This window comes from Streptosporangium sp. NPDC002544, from assembly GCF_040295965.1.
In the GTDB taxonomy this organism is placed as follows: domain Bacteria; phylum Actinomycetota; class Actinomycetes; order Streptosporangiales; family Streptosporangiaceae; genus Streptosporangium.
In genome coordinates, this window is record NZ_JBEOWJ010000001.1 from 185,961 (window position 1) to 201,492 (window position 15,532).

Consider the following 15,532-nt stretch of genomic DNA (forward strand, 5'->3'; position numbering starts at 1 on the left):
TCGGGAGTCCCTCCGCTCCCAGGCCGAGACTGCAGGAGCAACCGTGGTTCGCTTTGCACACACCCGCCCACGAGGGGTGGTCACCGGATGAAGCGGTGGGGGGATGTTTCCCAAGATGCCGCTGATCACCTTACGGCCGGCTCCGTCCTAGATCATGCTGAGATGGCGGTGGTGGTCACCGACAGGTTCAGCAACCTGCTCTACTGGAACCCTTTCGCGGAAAGGCTTTTCGGGCGGCCGGGCACATCGGGACCACGTGACCGGTCCCTCTCCCTGGGCATCATGGAGAAGGACCATCCGCTGGCCGTCGAGCTCTCCAAGCACGTCCTCAAGGGCGGTGTCTGGGAGGGCACGTTCGACGTCAGGCGCGGCGACGGGACGATCATCTACGTACGGGCCCAGGCCGTGCCGCTGCGTCACCCCTCGGGAGCGGTGACGGGCATCGTCATCACCGCTCGTGAGGCGATGCGCAGCAACGAGCGGGAGAAGGACCGGTTCGGCCTGCTGGAGCGGATCGGCGAGCGTCTCGCCGGATCGCTCTACGTCGAGGAGACGCTCAAGCGCGTCGCCGAGATGCTCGTCCCGCAGTTCGCCGACCACTGCTTCATCGAGCTGATGGAGGAGGGGCGGCTGACCCGCAGGGTCTCCACACACGTCCAGGGGTGGAGCCCGCCGCCCAACACCTGGGCGCCGATCGGGGCGGAGATCCGCTACCCGGCGGGACACTACGCCGACATCGCGCTGCGCCGCCAGGAGACGATCCTGGTCGAGGACTTCTCCCAGACCAACTACCCCAGCCCCGGCGAGGCCAACACCCGCCTGGCCGCCGAGATCGGCATGACCTCGGCCATCGTGGCGCCGCTCTGCGTGCGAGGTGAGACCCTCGGGCTGATGTACCTGGGGCTGTCCAACCTGACCGACCGGCGTAGCCCGCACTACGACGCCTTCGACCGTGACTTCGTGGGGGCGATCGCCACCAGGGTCGCCCTCGCCGTCGACAACGCGCTGCTGTTCGAGGAGGAACGGCACACGGCGGAGTCCTTCCAGAAGCACCTTCTTCCTCGCGCGCTACCGCAGCTCGACGGGCTGGAGATCGCGGTCCGCTACTTTCCCGCCGCACCCCTGGCCAGCCACGGGCAGGGCATCCAGACCCAGGTCGGCGGCGACTGGTACGACGTCATCCCGCTCTCGGCGGGCCGGGTCGGCATCGTCATCGGCGACGTCGAGGGCCGGGGCGCCAAGGCCGCGGCGGTCATGGGGCAGCTGCGGGCGGCGCTGCGGGCCTTCGCCCAGGACGACAAACCGCCCGCGGAGATCCTCGCCAGGCTCGACGAGTGGACGCGCATCATCGCCACCCCCGAGCAGGACGAGAGCGGCGCCGACATCAGCATCCCCCCCATCGTCACCTGCCAGTATCTGGTGTACGACGCCTGGTCGCGGCAGCTGTCGTTCGCCAATGCCGGTCACGCCCCCCCGCTGCTGCTCATCGGCGACACCTGCACCGAACTCGACATCCACGAGGTCGGCCAGCCGCTGGGAGTCCGGGCCAAGGGCATGCACGCGGACCTGGTCTACAAGGAGGAGACGCGGACACTGCCCCCCGGGGCCGCGCTGCTCCTCTACACCGACGGGCTCGTCGACCGCCGCCCCATCCGCGACGCGGACGGCAGGCCGCCCAGCGTCGAGGAGACGCTGGGGCAGCTCTGCGAGAGGCTCATCGAGATCAGCGACACCTCCGTCGAGCGCATCGCCGACGCCGCCACCGTCGCGGTGCCCGGCGAGATCGACGATGACATGGCCATTCTCGTGCTCAGGTCCGCCCCCGAGGACCTGGCCGTCGAGGAGCGCACCTTCCCGGCCCAGCCGATCATGGTGGGTGAGGCGCGCCGGATGGCCTCGGAGGCGTTCATCGGCTGGAACGTCCCCGAGGAGCGCGCCGAGCTCGCCTGTCTGCTGGTCTCCGAGGTCGTCACCAACGTCGTGCTGCACGCCGCCAGCGCCAGTGTCCCGCGCAGGGAGCTGACGATGGACGGCCCTCCGCTGTCGTTCGACGAGTCCTGGGACATCCCCGGCTTCGAAGACGAGATCGTCAATGAGAAGGAGTTCACCCTACGGCTGCGCCGGGGCGGAGAGTCCGTCTGGGTCGAGGTCTTCGACCAGGACCTCCGGCTGCCGCGCATCCGCAGCGCGGGGGAGAACGACGAGGGCGGCCGGGGCCTCTATCTCGTCGACCAGCTCGCCAAGCGCTGGGGCTCCCGCCCCACCAAGGAAGGCAAGGCCGTCTGGTTCGAGATCCCCACCAGGTCGCGCTGAACGGCACGTGGCAGAGCTGGAACAACCGTCCGATCGGTGGTTGACTCGGAACATGGAGCTGGCGTTCGAACGGCGTGGGACGGGTTCGCCCCTGGTCCTGTTGCACGGCATCGGGCATCACTGGCAGGCATGGCTGCCGGTGCTCGACCGGCTCGCCGCCGAGCGAGACGTGATCGCCGTCGACTTTCCCGGCTTCGGAGTCTCACCGCCGCTGCCGTCCGGCACGCCGTACACGGCCGAAAGCCTGGCGGACGCGATCGAGTCCTTCTGCGGGATGCTCGGCCTGCGCGACCCGCATGTGGCGGGAAACTCCCTGGGCGGTTACGTCGCCCTCGAACTGGCCGCGCGCGCCGCGGTCCGCTCGGCCACCGCGCTCTCTCCCGCCGGGTTCTGGAACCGTAGCGAGCTCGCGTACGCGCGAGCCGTCCTGCGGATCGCCAGGGCCGCCGCCCGTGACCTTTCCCCCGAACGGGCGCTGGCCCACGCGGAAGACCCGCTGATCCGCAGCCTCTCCCTGAGTCTTCTGGTCGCCCACCCCGCCAGGCTCACCCCTGAGGCGCAACTCGCCGCTCTCCAGGCGCTCAAGGACGCCTCGGGGTTCGACGAGACCCTCGCCTCGTTCGCGGGACTGATGCCTCCCGCGCCGCCGAAGGTGCCGGTCACGATCGCCTGGGGCGAGCACGACAGGCTGCTTCTGCGCCGGCAGGCGGTAAGGGCCGCCAAATGGTCGGGGCAGCGGGTGAAACTGCTCAAGGGGTGCGGGCATGTGCCGATGACCGACGATCCCGAGCTGGTCGCGAGGGTGCTGCTGGAGGCGTCCGCCTAGGGCGGGATGCCGGCCTGTGCCTAGCGGAACGACTGTCCCCAGATGGCCAGCATCGCGATGACGAACACCACCATGACACCGGCGTACGCGACAGGGCCGAGCCGGAAGGCGCGCCGTACCCGATTCAGGCCCCAGGCGAACAGGAACGCCAGGAAGATCAGCAGAATCAGCCCGCTGTCCATCGTCACCCCCTCGGGAAGTCTCCGTTGACCAGTATGCGTCGACGGAGCCGTTTCCGGGGCGGGTAAACGCGATCCGGAACCCGTGAGATCGTTACGTTTCGTGAACAGGACATCGAAGGTAACGCGTGCCCTGCTGATGGCAGCCCTGGCCATAGCTCTCTCCGCATGTTCGGACGCGGGCGGTACGTCCGGCGCTTCGGTGACCGCGACCGTCACCGTGACCGCCTCCGTCACTCCAACCCCCGAGGTCTCCGAGGTTCCGTCGCCTCCCGCCTCCGCCTCACCGACGGAGCTTCCCGCGCCGCCTCCCACGCCGTCGCCGTCGGTGAGCGTGCCGGGAGGCCGGGGCATCGATGACACGGTACGGGGGCGGATAGCCCTGCGGGGAGCGGACTCGATCACGGTGACCCCCGCCAGTGACCAGGGGATGAAAGCCCTCCTGGTGCCCTACACGGTCGTGCTCGACGCACAGGGGCTGATCTGCACGGAAGGGAAGGCCCCGCACAGCTGCTCCGTGGAGCAACTGCGGAAGGCTCTCGGCAAGGGTGACGTCCTCCTCGCCGAAGTGACGATCAAGGACGGGGTGGCCGTCCAGATCCAGGAGATCACCCAGGGGTGACGGCACCGGCCGGCCGATCACGGGAGACCGCTGTCCCGCCGTCGCGAGGGTGGCGGTTCTCCCGTGTGGTGGCCGGGGCGGGTCAGAAGCCGAAGGAGCGGCCGATGATCTCTTTCATGATCTCGGTGGTGCCGCCGTAGATGGTCTGGACACGGCTGTCGATCCAGGCCTTGGCCACGGGGTACTCCATCATGTAGCCGTAGCCGCCGTGCAGCTGCAGGCAGCGGTCGATGACCTTGGTCTGCAGCTCCGTGGTCCACCACTTCGCCTTGGCCGCGTCCACCGCGGTGAGTTCCCCGGCGTTGAGTGCCCGGATGCATTTGTCCACGTAGTGGCGGGCGATCTCCACCTCGGTGTCCAGCTCCGCCAGGACGAATCTGGTGTTCTGGAAGCTGCCGATGTTGCGGCCGAAGGCCGTGCGGCTCTTGCAGTACTCGATGGTCGCCCGCAGGACCGTCTCCGCCGCCGCCACCGCCATCACCGCGATCGACAGGCGCTCCTGCGGCAGGTTGGCCATGAGCTGGAAGAAGCCCTGTCCCTCCTGCGGGCCCAGCAGGTTGGCCGCGGGGACCCGGACGTTGTCGAAGAACAGCTCCGCCGTGTCCTGGGCGTGCATGCCGATCTTCTCCAGGTTGCGGCCCCGGGTGAAGCCCTCCATGCCCCGTTCGACGACCAGCAGCGAGATCCCCCGGGCGCCCGCCTCCGGGTCGGTCTTCGCGACCACGACGACCAGGTCGGAGTTGATGCCGTTGGTGATGAAGGTCTTCTGGCCGTTGACCACGTAGTGGTCGCCCTCGCGCACGGCGGTCGTCCTGATGCCCTGCAGGTCGCTACCCGCGCCGGGCTCGCTCATCGCGACCGCCGTGATGAGCTCGCCGCTGGCGAACCCGGGCAGCCAGCGCGCCTTCTGCTCGTCGTTGGTGAGGTCCACGAAGTACGGCGCCATGACGTCGTTGTGCAGTGAGAACCCCAGGCCGGACGCGCCTGTCGAGATGACCTCCTCGGAGATCACGGCGTTGTAGCGAAAGTCGGTGATCCCCGCCCCGCCGAACTCCTCGGGTACCCCGAAGCCGAACATGCCGATCTCTCCGGCCTTCTTCCACACCTCGCGGGGGACGATGCCGTCCTTCTCCCATTGGGCATGATGGGGCGCCACCTCGCGGGCCAGGAACTCGCGTACTGTCTCTCGGAAGAGCTGGTGCTCCTCTTCGAAGAGGTCTCGCTGCATTGTGTGCCTCCTAGGGGTCCGTGACACAGAATACGATTCTGTTACTCCGGGGTACACCCGGCCGGGGGGCGCTAGTGCGGCTTGCGGTGGTTTGTGGACTTACATCCAGATCACAAGTGCGCCACGGTCTCCGTACGTACCCGATTTCTCGCTGCGCCGAAGATGGTTCAAACCGTACGATCTACCCTCGGTGTGCTATGGCTACGCCCGTTGACGGCAGCCTTTGTGATCGGAGTATGTAGTGGTTCGGTGGCGATCTGGGCTCCGTAGATCTCTCGCGGTTTCGGCCCTGTGCCTTGTCGGTGGCGCACTGGTGGCGCTGCCCTCCAAAGCGGCCAGCGCCGGCAACGCCGAACTCGTGGTCGACTACAGCTGTACCGGTGGGGTCGCCCTGAACGGTGGTGCGGTGAAGCTGCGGACCAAGGTGTCGATTCCCACGACGCTCACGGTCGGCGAGCCACTCAACATCGGCTGGGCTCTCGACTACGAGGGGGCGTCCAGGTTCGGCTCGCCGGCCTACTTCGCGCCCGGCGGCAAGGTCACGGTCACCGGGGACGTACAGCTCACCGGCAGCTGGACCGGCGTCCTCCAGCCGAGGGGGAGTGTGGACCAGCCGGGGCAGCTCCAGCCCGGCACCCCCCTGGAACTGCCCAAGGGCATCTCCGACTCCGCTCACACCAGCAAGGAGGGGACGGTCAGGGTCACCCCCCAGAAGCTGTACGTGGACTTCACGCCTCCGGCCGGCGAGGTCATGGTCAACGACGACGACCCCCGGGTGAAGTACCACGCCCAGGCCGACTGGGATGACGTGAACGACCAGCCGATGAACAACAACGACTACCACCACGACCTGCACCGCACGAACAAGGTGAACTCCTGGGCCTCCTTCACGTTCACCGGCACCGGGATCGAGTACGTCACCCAGCGCGACCAGGGCTCGGGCAAGGTCGGATTCAAGATCAACGGCCAGCCGGCCAGCCCGGCGGACATCGACGCCTCGAAGAACGAGGACGGCACGCCGACGAACGACGCCCACCGAGGCGGGTTGACGCTGTGGAGTTTCCGTGGCCTTGAGTACGGCACCCACACCATCGATGTCACGAACCTGGAGGACGGCACCTGGACGCAGCTGGACGCCTTCCGGGTGATCACGAAGCAGCTGGTGGATCCGCCCCAGGACTACCGGGCCACCTGCTGGCTCATCAGCGCTCCCGTGGCGGTGGACGTCACCATCTCCAAGGCGGGTGGTACGTCCTCACCCAGCCCGACGGTCAGCCCCACCAACAGCCCGACGATCAGCCCCACCAACAGCCCCACGTCCACGACCACCAACAGCCCCACGACCACCCCGACCACGCACCGTAGCCACACCGGTTATCCATCGGCCGGGGCGAACAGCACCACCACGACCACCTCGACGCCCAAGCCGACCCTGACCGTGACCGCCACCGTCACCCCCACCCGGGCCACGCCGACCGCGCCGCAGGTGATCATCACGCCCAGCGGCGGGGCCCAGACCGGTGAGGCGCCACAGGGGAGCTCCGGCCTGGGGCTTCTCGGCGCGGGAACGGTGATGGTGACCGGTAGCGCGCTGGGCGGCGTGGCCTTGATGAGGCGGCGGGCGGCACACGCGCGCGGCCAGAGGGACAGCTGAAGGAGGCGCCGGATGTACCAAGGACCTGTGCAGGGCGGTCCCGGCCCCTATCCCGGCGGCGGCGGCCCGGGGGCCAAGCCCAAGGGGAACATGCTGATGGCCGGGCTCCTGGTGGCCGGGTCGCTCGGTGGGGTGGCCGCGATCATGGCGGGGCTGCTCGCGTACCTCTCACCGGCGCCGGAGGATCCGGGCTATGGGCTGTCCGAGCCGCAGGCGGCGGTCAGCACCCTGCAGGAACAGCCGGGCGCGCAGCCGGGCACCGGGGAGCAGGTCGCCGGGCAGCAGCCCGCGGGGGTGTTGCCGTCAGCGGTGGGACCGGGCGGGCTGGACGTCCCGCTGACGGCCGCCGCGCCCACGGCGCCGCCGCCGCTGCCGGTGGTCCAGCCTCCGGCGCCGTTGAAGAGTGACGGGGTGAAGCCCCGGCGGCTGGCCATCCCGAAGATCGGCGTGCTGGCCCCGCTGATGGCGCTCGGCGTCGACTCCAAGCGGGAGATCCAGACTCCTCCGCTGAGCAAGCCCAACCAGGCGGGTTGGTACAAGTACGGCCCCATCCCCGGGCAGCAGGGACCTTCGGTGGTTCTCGGGCACGTGAACACCCGGAGCGGGGCCGCCGTCTTCAGCCGGCTGAAGGAGATCAAGCGCGGGGACAAGATCAAGGTCTCCCGGACGGACGGGACCGTCGTGGAGTTCACGGTCGACGGTGTGGAGCAGGTCAGCAAGGCGGCCTTCCCGTCGAAGCGGGTCTACGGCAACACCGGTGAGGCGACCCTGCGCCTGATCACCTGTGGCGGTGTCTACAACAGGAAGACCGGTCACTACACCGACAACATCATCGTCTATGCGACCCTGTCGAAGACCCGTCGTACCTGAGCGCCGGGTCCGGCCGCCGTACTCGCTGAATCGGCGGGTCGCGGCCGCTTCGACGACCGCCTCCGATCGTTAGCCTCCCCGGCAATCCGGGTAGGGAGTTGTTTGTACGAAGTGGCCCCCCGAATGATCAGAAGGCGGGGGTGTGCCCAGGTGAGCATCGTGCGGGCCGGTGTCGTGGCCGTACTCATAGGGGTGGCCGCTCTCGGCGCCGCCCAGCATTCGAAGCCGTCGCACGAGCGCTCCACGAGTTGGGGCGCGCACAAGTCCGCGAGCTCGGGGGGCAAGCACGCCGGAGGATGGACGATCAAACGGCTGCGTTCGGGGAACGGGCACACGGCCACGCGCTCCGAGTCGAGCATCGAACGCGGAGGGAACTGGGGGTTCGGGCGACCGAGGCGTTCGGATACCGGACGGCACAAGGCGCGGGGGTTCGGGCGGCGGGGTCATGAGGCGAGGCGTCACGGGGGTCGCTGGTTCGGGTGGCGGGGCAGGGGCGGCGAGCGCGGCGGGGGGCGGGGGTTAGGGCGGTCAGACGATTCGGACTCCGGGCGATATGGGGTTGGCCGGCCGGATTCAGATGCCGAGCGCGGTGAGGGTTGGGGGTTCGGGCGGCCGGGGGATTCGAGGCCTGGGCGGTACGAGGACCGGGGGTTCGGGCGGTGGGGTCCGGAGGCCGGTGGGTATGGCGATCGCGGGTTCGGGCGGTCGGGGGATCTGGGGTCCGGGCGGTTTGAGGACCGGGGGTTCGGGCGGCGAGGTTTCGAGGCGGGACGGTACGGCGACCGGGGGTTCGGGCGGCGAGGTTTCGAGGCGGGACGGTACGGCGACCGCGGGTTCGGACGGCGCGGTTCGGATGCGCGGCGACACAGGGATCGCTGGTACGGACGGCATGGGCGGGCGAGGCACGGCGGGCACCACCGGCACGGGCAGCACCGGCACGGGCAGCGGCCGGGCCGGGCGGGTTGATAGCGGCCTGGCCTGCAGTTTGAAACCGGGGCGGCAACGGTCTGTGGTGCGCGGCCGGTGCGACGCCGGTCCGCCGCCTGGGATCGGCAAGGGGACCGGAGGCCGGCGAGGGGCCTGAGGCCGGTATGGGGTCCGAGGCCGACGCGGTGGGCGGTCGCGCGCTGAATCGACAGGCCGGCGGTGACGTCCCAGGAGACGTCGAGACGCGAACCGGGCAGTCGGCCACTTCTTCTTTCTCCGTCGGGCAACCGACCTGCGGGGTCACGTCACGGCGGGCACCGCACTCGCGCATGTCCTATGGAGGCCGTCGTCAGCCCGGTCCTGGCGATGATGTCGGCTGCTTCGAGGGAACGCGATGTCGGCGTGGCCGCCGGGGGACATTTCAGATTATTTCCGGAGACAGTCGCGCAATGTGCTCCCGAGGGGGATCGCTTCTGATCGTTAATCACCTGTCCGGTCCGGGTATAGGCGTTTATGCGAATGTATCCCCCCTCTGACCCAGAGTGAGGGGTGTACGCAGGTGAGCAAGGCGCGGGCCGGTGCGCTGGCCATATTCATAGGAATGGCCGTGATCGGCGCCCTCCATCACGGGGGGGCGACGGGTACGCGATCCGCGAGCCCCGCGGCCGGGCAGTCCGGCGACTCGGTGTCCAAAGGGCTCACGGGTTCCACCGCCGAACGGTCCGCGCACTCCACGGCCGAGCGTCAGGTGAGTCCGGCGGCCAAGCGGCTCGGACGCCGCGGGGCCGAGCCGATCATCATCGCGCACCGCGGGGCCAGCGCCTTCCGGCCCGAACACACGCTGCTCGCCTACACGGTCGCCATCTCGATGGGCGCCGACTACATCGAGCCCGATCTCGTCTCGACCAAGGACCACGTGCTGGTCGCCCGGCACGAGAACGAGCTCTCGGCGACCACCGACGTCGCGAGGCATCCGGAGTTCGCCGACCGCAGGACTTCCAAGACCATAAACGGCATCCGGCACACGGGCTGGTTCACCGAGGACTTCACCCTCGCGGAGCTGCGCACCCTCCGTGCCAGGGAACGCTTCCCCACGCAGCGTCGAGGCAACACCGCCTACGACGGGATGGAGAGAATCCCGACGCTCGACGAGATAGTCCAGCTCGCGCAGAAGCACGGCGTGGGCGTCTACGCCGAGACCAAGTTCCCCACCTATTTCGCCTCGATCGGGCTGCCGCTGGAGGAACCGCTGCTGGAGACCTTCCGGAAGTACGGCTGGGACGACGAGCGGGACCCGGTCTTCATCCAGTCCTTCGAGACCGGGAACCTCAAGCGGTTGCATCCCCTCACCCGGCTCCGGCTCATCCAGTTCATCGGAGCGAACGGCGCCCCGTACGACCATGTGCGGGCCGGCGATCCGGCTACCTACGACGACATGGTCACTCCGGAGGGCCTGCGGGAGATCGCCGGGTACGCCGACGGCATCGGCGTGGTCACGAAGCGGATCGGCCCCCGTGATCCCGGCGGTTTCGAGAGCAGGCCGGTGTCACCCGCCGCGCTCGTCAGGAACGCCCAGCGAGAAGGGCTGCTGGTACACGCCACGACGGTTCGCAAACTCGCCGTGCGGCTCCGGGCGGACCTCAGGGGCGACAGCTCGGGCGGGCGCGCCGACGAGGAGGTGCGGAAGTGGCTGAGGCGTCTGTACCGGCTCAACCTGGACGGGGTGATCGCCGACGACCCCGGCATGGCGCGCGCCGTACGGGACCGGCTCCAGACCGAGGGCTGACCGTGTCCGCCGGCGCCGCCCGGCGCCGCGTCGGCCGCGGCCGAGGGGCACGTCACTCCGTCTCGGGCCTGGCCGGATAGCGCAGGATCCGGTCGTCGCCCTCGCGCACCTCACCGCGCCCGTCGGTGTTGGACGTGGTCAGCCAGAGCGCCCCGTCCGGTGCCACGGCGACCGTGCGCAGGCGGCCGTACCGGCCGACCAGTTCGGCCCGGGGTTCGCCGGTTTTCCCGTCGCGCAGGGGCACCGTCCACAACCGCTCCCCGCGTAGCGCCGCCACATACAGCGTGTTCCCGGCGATGGCGGCACCGGAGGGGGAGGCCTCGCTCGTGGGCCACGTCACCAGCGGGTTGGTGAACTTACCGCCGCGCGTGTCACCCTTGCCCTCCACCTCCGGCCAGCCGTAGTTGTGGCCGGGCTCGATCAGGTTGACCTCGTCCAGCGCGTTCTGCCCGAACTCGGTGGCGAAAAGGCGTCCCCGCTCGTCCCAGGCCAGCCCCTGGACGTTGCGATGGCCGAGGCTGTAGACCGGCGAGCCCGGCGTCGGGTTGCCGGGGGCGGGCTTGCCCTCCGGTGTCAGCCGGAGGATCTTCCCGTTCGGCAGGCGCGGATCCTGCGACGAGTCCCGCTGCCCCGCGTCTCCGGTGCCGGCGTACAGCATGCCGTCCGGTCCGAACGCGATGCGGCCGCCGTTGTGGAAGGAGGCCTTGGCGATGCCGTCGAACAGTACCTCGGGTGTGGTGTCGCCGAGGCGGAAGCGCACGATCCGGTTGTCGGATTCGGCGGTGAGGTAGGCGTACACGTAACGGTCCCTGGCATAGCCGGGTGACACGGCCAGCCCGAGCAGGCCGCCCTCGCCGCTCGCGACCACGCCGGGCACCCGGTAGACCTCGCGTGGCCGCCCGCCGCGCCCCGGGACCTGGAGCACCCGGCCGCTGTCGCGCTCGGAGACGAGCGCGTCGCCATCAGGCAGGAACGCCAGCCCCCAGGGCACCTCGATGTCGCGGGCCATCTCCTTTCCCGCCTGGAGGTCCGGCACCCCGTCCGGCACCCTGCTCGGAGCCGGGCTGGAAGTCCCGCTCTCCCCGGGAGTGCCGCTCGCGCTCCCCGAGGTCGCCGGCGCCGCATTCGGGGGAGCCACCTCCTCGGCGGCCGGGTCGCCGGCGCAGGCGGCCAGCGTCGCCACCAGCGTCGCCACCAGGCCGGCGGTCGGCACGATCCGGCTCACGGTCTTCCTCATGGTCACCCCTTCTGCGGCCGAGCGCGCCGGCGTCGGGCAGTCCTGGGCCGGTCAGTCCCGGTCTACTCGACCACTCTGCCCCATGCTCACGGTAGATCCCGCCCGACCGCACCTGTCGCGGCGATCTCCCCGGGATCGGCGGGGAAGGTCCCGTCAGCCGGTGTGCATGGCGGCCCGCACCCGATCGAGGGTGATCGGCAGGTCGCGCTGCCGGGAGCCGGTCGCGTGGAAGACGGCATTGGCGATCGCGGCGGCGGTGCCGACGATCCCCACCTCGCCGATGCCCTTGACGCCGACGGGGTTGAGCTCGTCGTCGTGCTCGTCGATCCAGTGGGCCTCGATCCCGCGGACGTCGGCGTTCGACGCGATGTGGTAGGTGGCCAGGTCGTGGTTGGTGAAGTCACCGAAGCGGGGGTCCATCTGCAGGGCCTCGTGCAGGGCCATGGAGATCCCCATCGTCATACCGCCGAGGAACTGCGAGCGCGCCGTCCTGACGTTGACGATCCGGCCGGCCGCGAAGACCCCGAGCAGCCGCTCGATGCGGACCTGCCCGCTGTCGACGTCGACCTTGACCTCGGCGAACTGCGCTCCGAACGAGTGGCGGGAGAACCGCCCCTGGGCGGCGAGGTCCTCGGTGGTGTCCGCCCGCGCCTGCAGCCCTTCGGCGGGGACCATCCCGGACCGCTCGTCGAGCTCCCTGACCAGGGTCCGGCACACCTTGCTCACCGCCCAGCTCCACGAGGCGGTGCCCATGGACCCGCCGGCGAACGGCGCGGGTCCGAAGACGCTGCGGCCCACCAGGATGGTGATCCGGTCCATCGGCACGCCGAGCTCGTCGGCCGCCACCTGGGCCAGCGCGGTGCGAGCCCCGGTACCGATGTCGGCCGCGGCGATCTCGACCACGAACCTGCCCGTGGGCTCGGCGCGGGCGGTCGCGGTGGACGCCATGGTGAAAACCGGGTAGGTCGAGGACGCGACGCCGGTGCCGACGAGCCACCGGCCCTGTCTGCGGACGCCCGGCGCCGGGTCGCGTCCGGCCCAGCCGAAGCGCGCCGCCCCCTCCCGCAGGCAGGCGATCAGGTTGCGGCTGCTGAACGGGAGGCCCGATTCGGGGTCCAGCGCGGGCTCGTTGACGATTCGCAGCTCGACGGGGTCCATCCCGAGGGCGTACGCCAGCTCGTCCATCGCCGATTCGAGGGCGAACATCCCCGGAGCCTCGCCGGGGGCACGCATCCACGATGGGGTCGGCACGTCCAGCTGTAGCAACCGGTGGGCGGTGTGGCTGTTGGGCGTCGCGTACATCGTGCGGCTGGCCGCGACCGTCGGCTCGGTGTATTCGACGCGCTTCGAGCTCTGCTGGAGCGCGTCGTGCCACACCGCGGTCAGCCGGCCGTCCAGCTCGGCCCCCAGACGCACGCGTTGCACGGTGGGCGTCCGATAGCTGACGAGCGGGAACATCTGCTGCCTGGTCATCGCCACCTTGACCGGCCGCCCGACGGCGCGGGCGGCCAGCGCCGCCAGCACGGTCGGCGGGCGCGGTAGCGCCTTCGACCCGAAACCGCCGCCGATGTGGTCGGCGACGATGCTCACCGCACCGTCGGCGAGGCCGAACAGCGCGGCGATCGCGGTCGCCGACATCCAGGGCGCCTGGTCGGCGTTGTAGAGGGTCAGGGTCTCGCCCTCCCAGAACGCGATCGTGGCGTGCGGTTCCATCGGGCTGGCATGCTCCGCCGGGGTCGTGTAGGTGGCGTCGATGCCGGCCGGTGCCGCGGCCAGGGCGCTCTCTGCGTCGCCCCAGTGGACGGTCCCGGGGAAACCCGCGCTGGCCTTCTGCGGTGAGAAGATCCGCGGGTTGCCTGGACTCAGCACGACGTCGTGTTCCTGCTCGTCGTAGTCCACCCGCACCGCCGACGCCGCCTCGCGGGCGTCTTCCAGGGTGCTCGCGACCACGGCCGCGACGATCTGCCCGCGGTAGGCGACGTCGGCCGACTGCAGGACGGCCAGCTCGGCGTCGTCGGCGGGGTGCAGCCGGGAGACGTTGCCGCTGTCCAGGACGGCGATCACCCCCGGCAGGGCCAGCGCGGCGCCGCCGTGGACGGCGCGCACCCGGCCGCGGGCGATGGTGGCCTGCACGGGCCAGACATAGACGGCGTTCGGCACCGGGTACTCGTAGGCGTAACGGGCCGCGCCGGTGACCTTCTCGCGTCCGTCGACCCTGGCCGGTGCCCCGCCCACCACCTTGTCGAGCGTGGTCATCGCCGTTCCCCTCCCACGGGATTCCCCGTGAGATCGCGTACGCTCGCCGCGATCAGGTCGGCGGCGAGCCCGATCTTGAACTCGTTTCCCGGCAGGGGGCGCGCCGACGCGAACTCCGCCTCCGCCGCCGCCAGCAGCAGTTCCCTGTTCGGCCGGTGACCGGCCAGCATCCGCTCGGCCTGGTGCGCCCGCCACGGCCGCGGGGCCACCCCGCCCAGCGCCAGCCGGATCTCCCGCAGCGACCCGCCGCCCTCCGTCGTGACCAGGGCCGCGACCGAGACCACCGCGAACGCGTAGGACCAGCGGTCGCGGACCTTGTGGTACTGCATGGCCGCGCCGTCCGGGGGCGGCGGCAGCTCGACACCGGTGATCAGGTCGCCGGGCTCCAGTACCGTCTCGCGATCGGGGGTGTCGCCGGGCAGCAGGTAGAGGTCGTGGAGCGGCACCGCCCGCTCCTTCCCGCCCGCGAGCCTGATGTGCACCACGGCGTCGAGAGCGGCCATCGCCACCGCCATGTCGGACGGGTGGGTGGCCACGCAGCTGTCGGAGGTGCCGATCACACCCAGGTCGCGGTGACCGCCGCCGATCGCGGAACAGCCCGTACCCGGGTCGCGCTTGTTGCACGGCTTGGTGACGTCCTGGAAGTACGGGCAGCGCGTGCGCTGCAGCAGGTTGCCGCCGGTGGTGGCCATCGACCTGAGCTGTCCGGAGGCTCCGGACAGCACGGCCCTGGCGAGCATCGGGAAGCGCTCCCTGATGCCCCGGTCGCCGGCCAGGTCGCTGTTGCGCACCGTCGCGCCGATGAGCACGCTTCCGTCGGCCCGGTGCTCGATCCGGTCGTACGGCAGCCGGGTGACGTCCACCAGTGTCGCCGGCCGGGCCACGCCGAGTTTCATCAGGTCCACCAGATTGGTTCCGCCGGCCAGGAACATCGCGTCGGTGCCGTCCACGACGGCGGTGGCGGCGGCGCCGGGGTCGGCGGCGCGCTCGTAGGCGAAGGGTCTCATCGGTCGCCTCCGGGACTCGATCCGGCGACGTCGAGGACCGCCTCGACAACCCCGGCGTACGCCCCGCAGCGGCAGAGGTTGCCGCTCATCCGTTCGCGGACCTCTTCGGCGTCCAGGGCGGCGCAGGAGGCGACACCGGCCGCGACGTCCTCGGTGACATGGCTGGGCCAGCCCGCATCCGCCTCGGCGAGCGCGCCGATCGCCGAGCAGATCTGGCCCGGCGTGCAGTAGCCGCACTGGAAGCCCTCGTGGTCGAGGAACGCCCGCTGAACGGGGTGCAGGTCGTTCGCGCGAGCCAGACCGGCGACCCCCTCGATGGTGACGATCTCCTGTCCGGTGGCGGTGACCGCGAGCGTCAGGCAGCTGTTCACCCGCCGGCCGTCCAGCAGGACCGTGCACGTCCCGCACTGCCCGTGGTCACATCCTTTCTTCGCCCCGGTCAGGCCGAGATGCTCGCGCAGCGCGTCCAGCAGGGTCACCCGGTTGTCCAGGGAGACGGAGTGGTCGGCACCGTTGATGCGCAGCGTGATATCGCTGCTGAACGCTTCGACTGCCATGCCGTTTATCCTGCCAATTACCCAATGAGAGTTGGATCACCTATTAATCTGAAAATCCAAAAGAAGCGGC

12 protein-coding genes are annotated in these 15,532 nt (G+C 70.2%); 6 read left to right on the plus strand and 6 right to left on the minus strand.

The window, feature by feature from the left end:
- Nucleotides 1–87 precede the first annotated feature (87 nt).
- Both ABT061_RS00930 and ABT061_RS00935 read left to right on the plus strand, forming a co-directional pair.
- The gene (locus ABT061_RS00930; RefSeq protein WP_350911299.1) at nucleotides 88–2,313 is read left to right on the plus strand and encodes an ATP-binding SpoIIE family protein phosphatase; all 2,226 of its coding nucleotides are present in this window, start codon (nucleotides 88–90) and stop codon (nucleotides 2,311–2,313) included.
- A 52-nt stretch (nucleotides 2,314–2,365) separates the two neighbouring features.
- A complete protein-coding gene (locus ABT061_RS00935) occupies nucleotides 2,366–3,139 on the plus strand; it encodes an alpha/beta fold hydrolase (RefSeq protein ID WP_350911301.1) in 774 nt (257 codons plus the stop codon).
- Nucleotides 3,140–3,159: 20 nt separating this feature from the next.
- Here ABT061_RS00935 and ABT061_RS00940 read toward each other — a convergent pair whose 3' ends face one another.
- On the minus strand, nucleotides 3,160–3,321 hold the full coding sequence (locus ABT061_RS00940) for a hypothetical protein (protein ID WP_169750261.1): 162 nt from the start codon (nucleotides 3,319–3,321) through the stop codon (nucleotides 3,160–3,162).
- A 199-nt stretch (nucleotides 3,322–3,520) separates the two neighbouring features.
- Here ABT061_RS00940 and ABT061_RS00945 point away from each other — a divergent pair, with 199 nt between their 5' ends.
- Entirely contained in the window at nucleotides 3,521–3,940 is a 420-nt protein-coding gene (locus ABT061_RS00945) for a hypothetical protein (RefSeq protein ID WP_350911303.1), read from the plus strand.
- An 82-nt stretch (nucleotides 3,941–4,022) separates the two neighbouring features.
- On the opposite strand, the gene ABT061_RS00950 is transcribed toward ABT061_RS00945, so the two are convergent.
- A complete protein-coding gene (locus ABT061_RS00950; protein WP_350911305.1) occupies nucleotides 4,023–5,168 on the minus strand; it encodes an acyl-CoA dehydrogenase family protein in 1,146 nt (381 codons plus the stop codon).
- A 313-nt stretch (nucleotides 5,169–5,481) separates the two neighbouring features.
- Here ABT061_RS00950 and ABT061_RS00955 point away from each other — a divergent pair, with 313 nt between their 5' ends.
- From ABT061_RS00955 to ABT061_RS00965, 3 genes are all read left to right on the plus strand, one after another.
- Nucleotides 5,482–6,822 (plus strand): hypothetical protein, encoded by a 1,341-nt coding sequence (locus tag ABT061_RS00955; protein WP_350911307.1) that lies wholly within the window; start codon nucleotides 5,482–5,484, stop codon nucleotides 6,820–6,822.
- Nucleotides 6,823–6,834: 12 nt separating this feature from the next.
- Nucleotides 6,835–7,692 carry a class F sortase gene (locus ABT061_RS00960; RefSeq protein WP_350911309.1) on the plus strand — a complete coding sequence of 286 codons (858 nt, stop codon included), beginning with the start codon at nucleotides 6,835–6,837 and terminating at the stop codon, nucleotides 7,690–7,692.
- Nucleotides 7,693–9,178: 1,486 nt separating this feature from the next.
- A complete protein-coding gene (locus ABT061_RS00965; RefSeq protein WP_350911311.1) occupies nucleotides 9,179–10,405 on the plus strand; it encodes a glycerophosphodiester phosphodiesterase family protein in 1,227 nt (408 codons plus the stop codon).
- Nucleotides 10,406–10,457: 52 nt separating this feature from the next.
- Here the strand turns inward: ABT061_RS00965 and ABT061_RS00970 are convergent, their stop codons facing one another.
- The 4 genes from ABT061_RS00970 to ABT061_RS00985 all read right to left on the minus strand — a co-directional run bounded on the left by ABT061_RS00970 (nucleotide 10,458) and on the right by ABT061_RS00985 (nucleotide 15,462).
- Nucleotides 10,458–11,642 (minus strand): PQQ-dependent sugar dehydrogenase, encoded by a 1,185-nt coding sequence (locus ABT061_RS00970; protein ID WP_350911313.1) that lies wholly within the window; start codon nucleotides 11,640–11,642, stop codon nucleotides 10,458–10,460.
- 153 nt (nucleotides 11,643–11,795) lie between these two features.
- Nucleotides 11,796–13,898 (minus strand): xanthine dehydrogenase family protein molybdopterin-binding subunit, encoded by a 2,103-nt coding sequence (locus ABT061_RS00975; RefSeq protein WP_350911315.1) that lies wholly within the window; start codon nucleotides 13,896–13,898, stop codon nucleotides 11,796–11,798.
- Complete coding sequence (locus ABT061_RS00980) at nucleotides 13,895–14,905, minus strand: FAD binding domain-containing protein (RefSeq protein ID WP_350911317.1); 1,011 nt, start codon at nucleotides 14,903–14,905, stop codon at nucleotides 13,895–13,897. The genes ABT061_RS00975 and ABT061_RS00980 overlap by 4 nt, the downstream gene beginning before the upstream one ends.
- Entirely contained in the window at nucleotides 14,902–15,462 is a 561-nt protein-coding gene (locus ABT061_RS00985) for a 2Fe-2S iron-sulfur cluster-binding protein (protein WP_350911319.1), read from the minus strand. Before ABT061_RS00985 ends, ABT061_RS00980 begins: the two co-directional genes overlap by 4 nt.
- Between the last annotated feature and the right edge of the window lie 70 nt (nucleotides 15,463–15,532).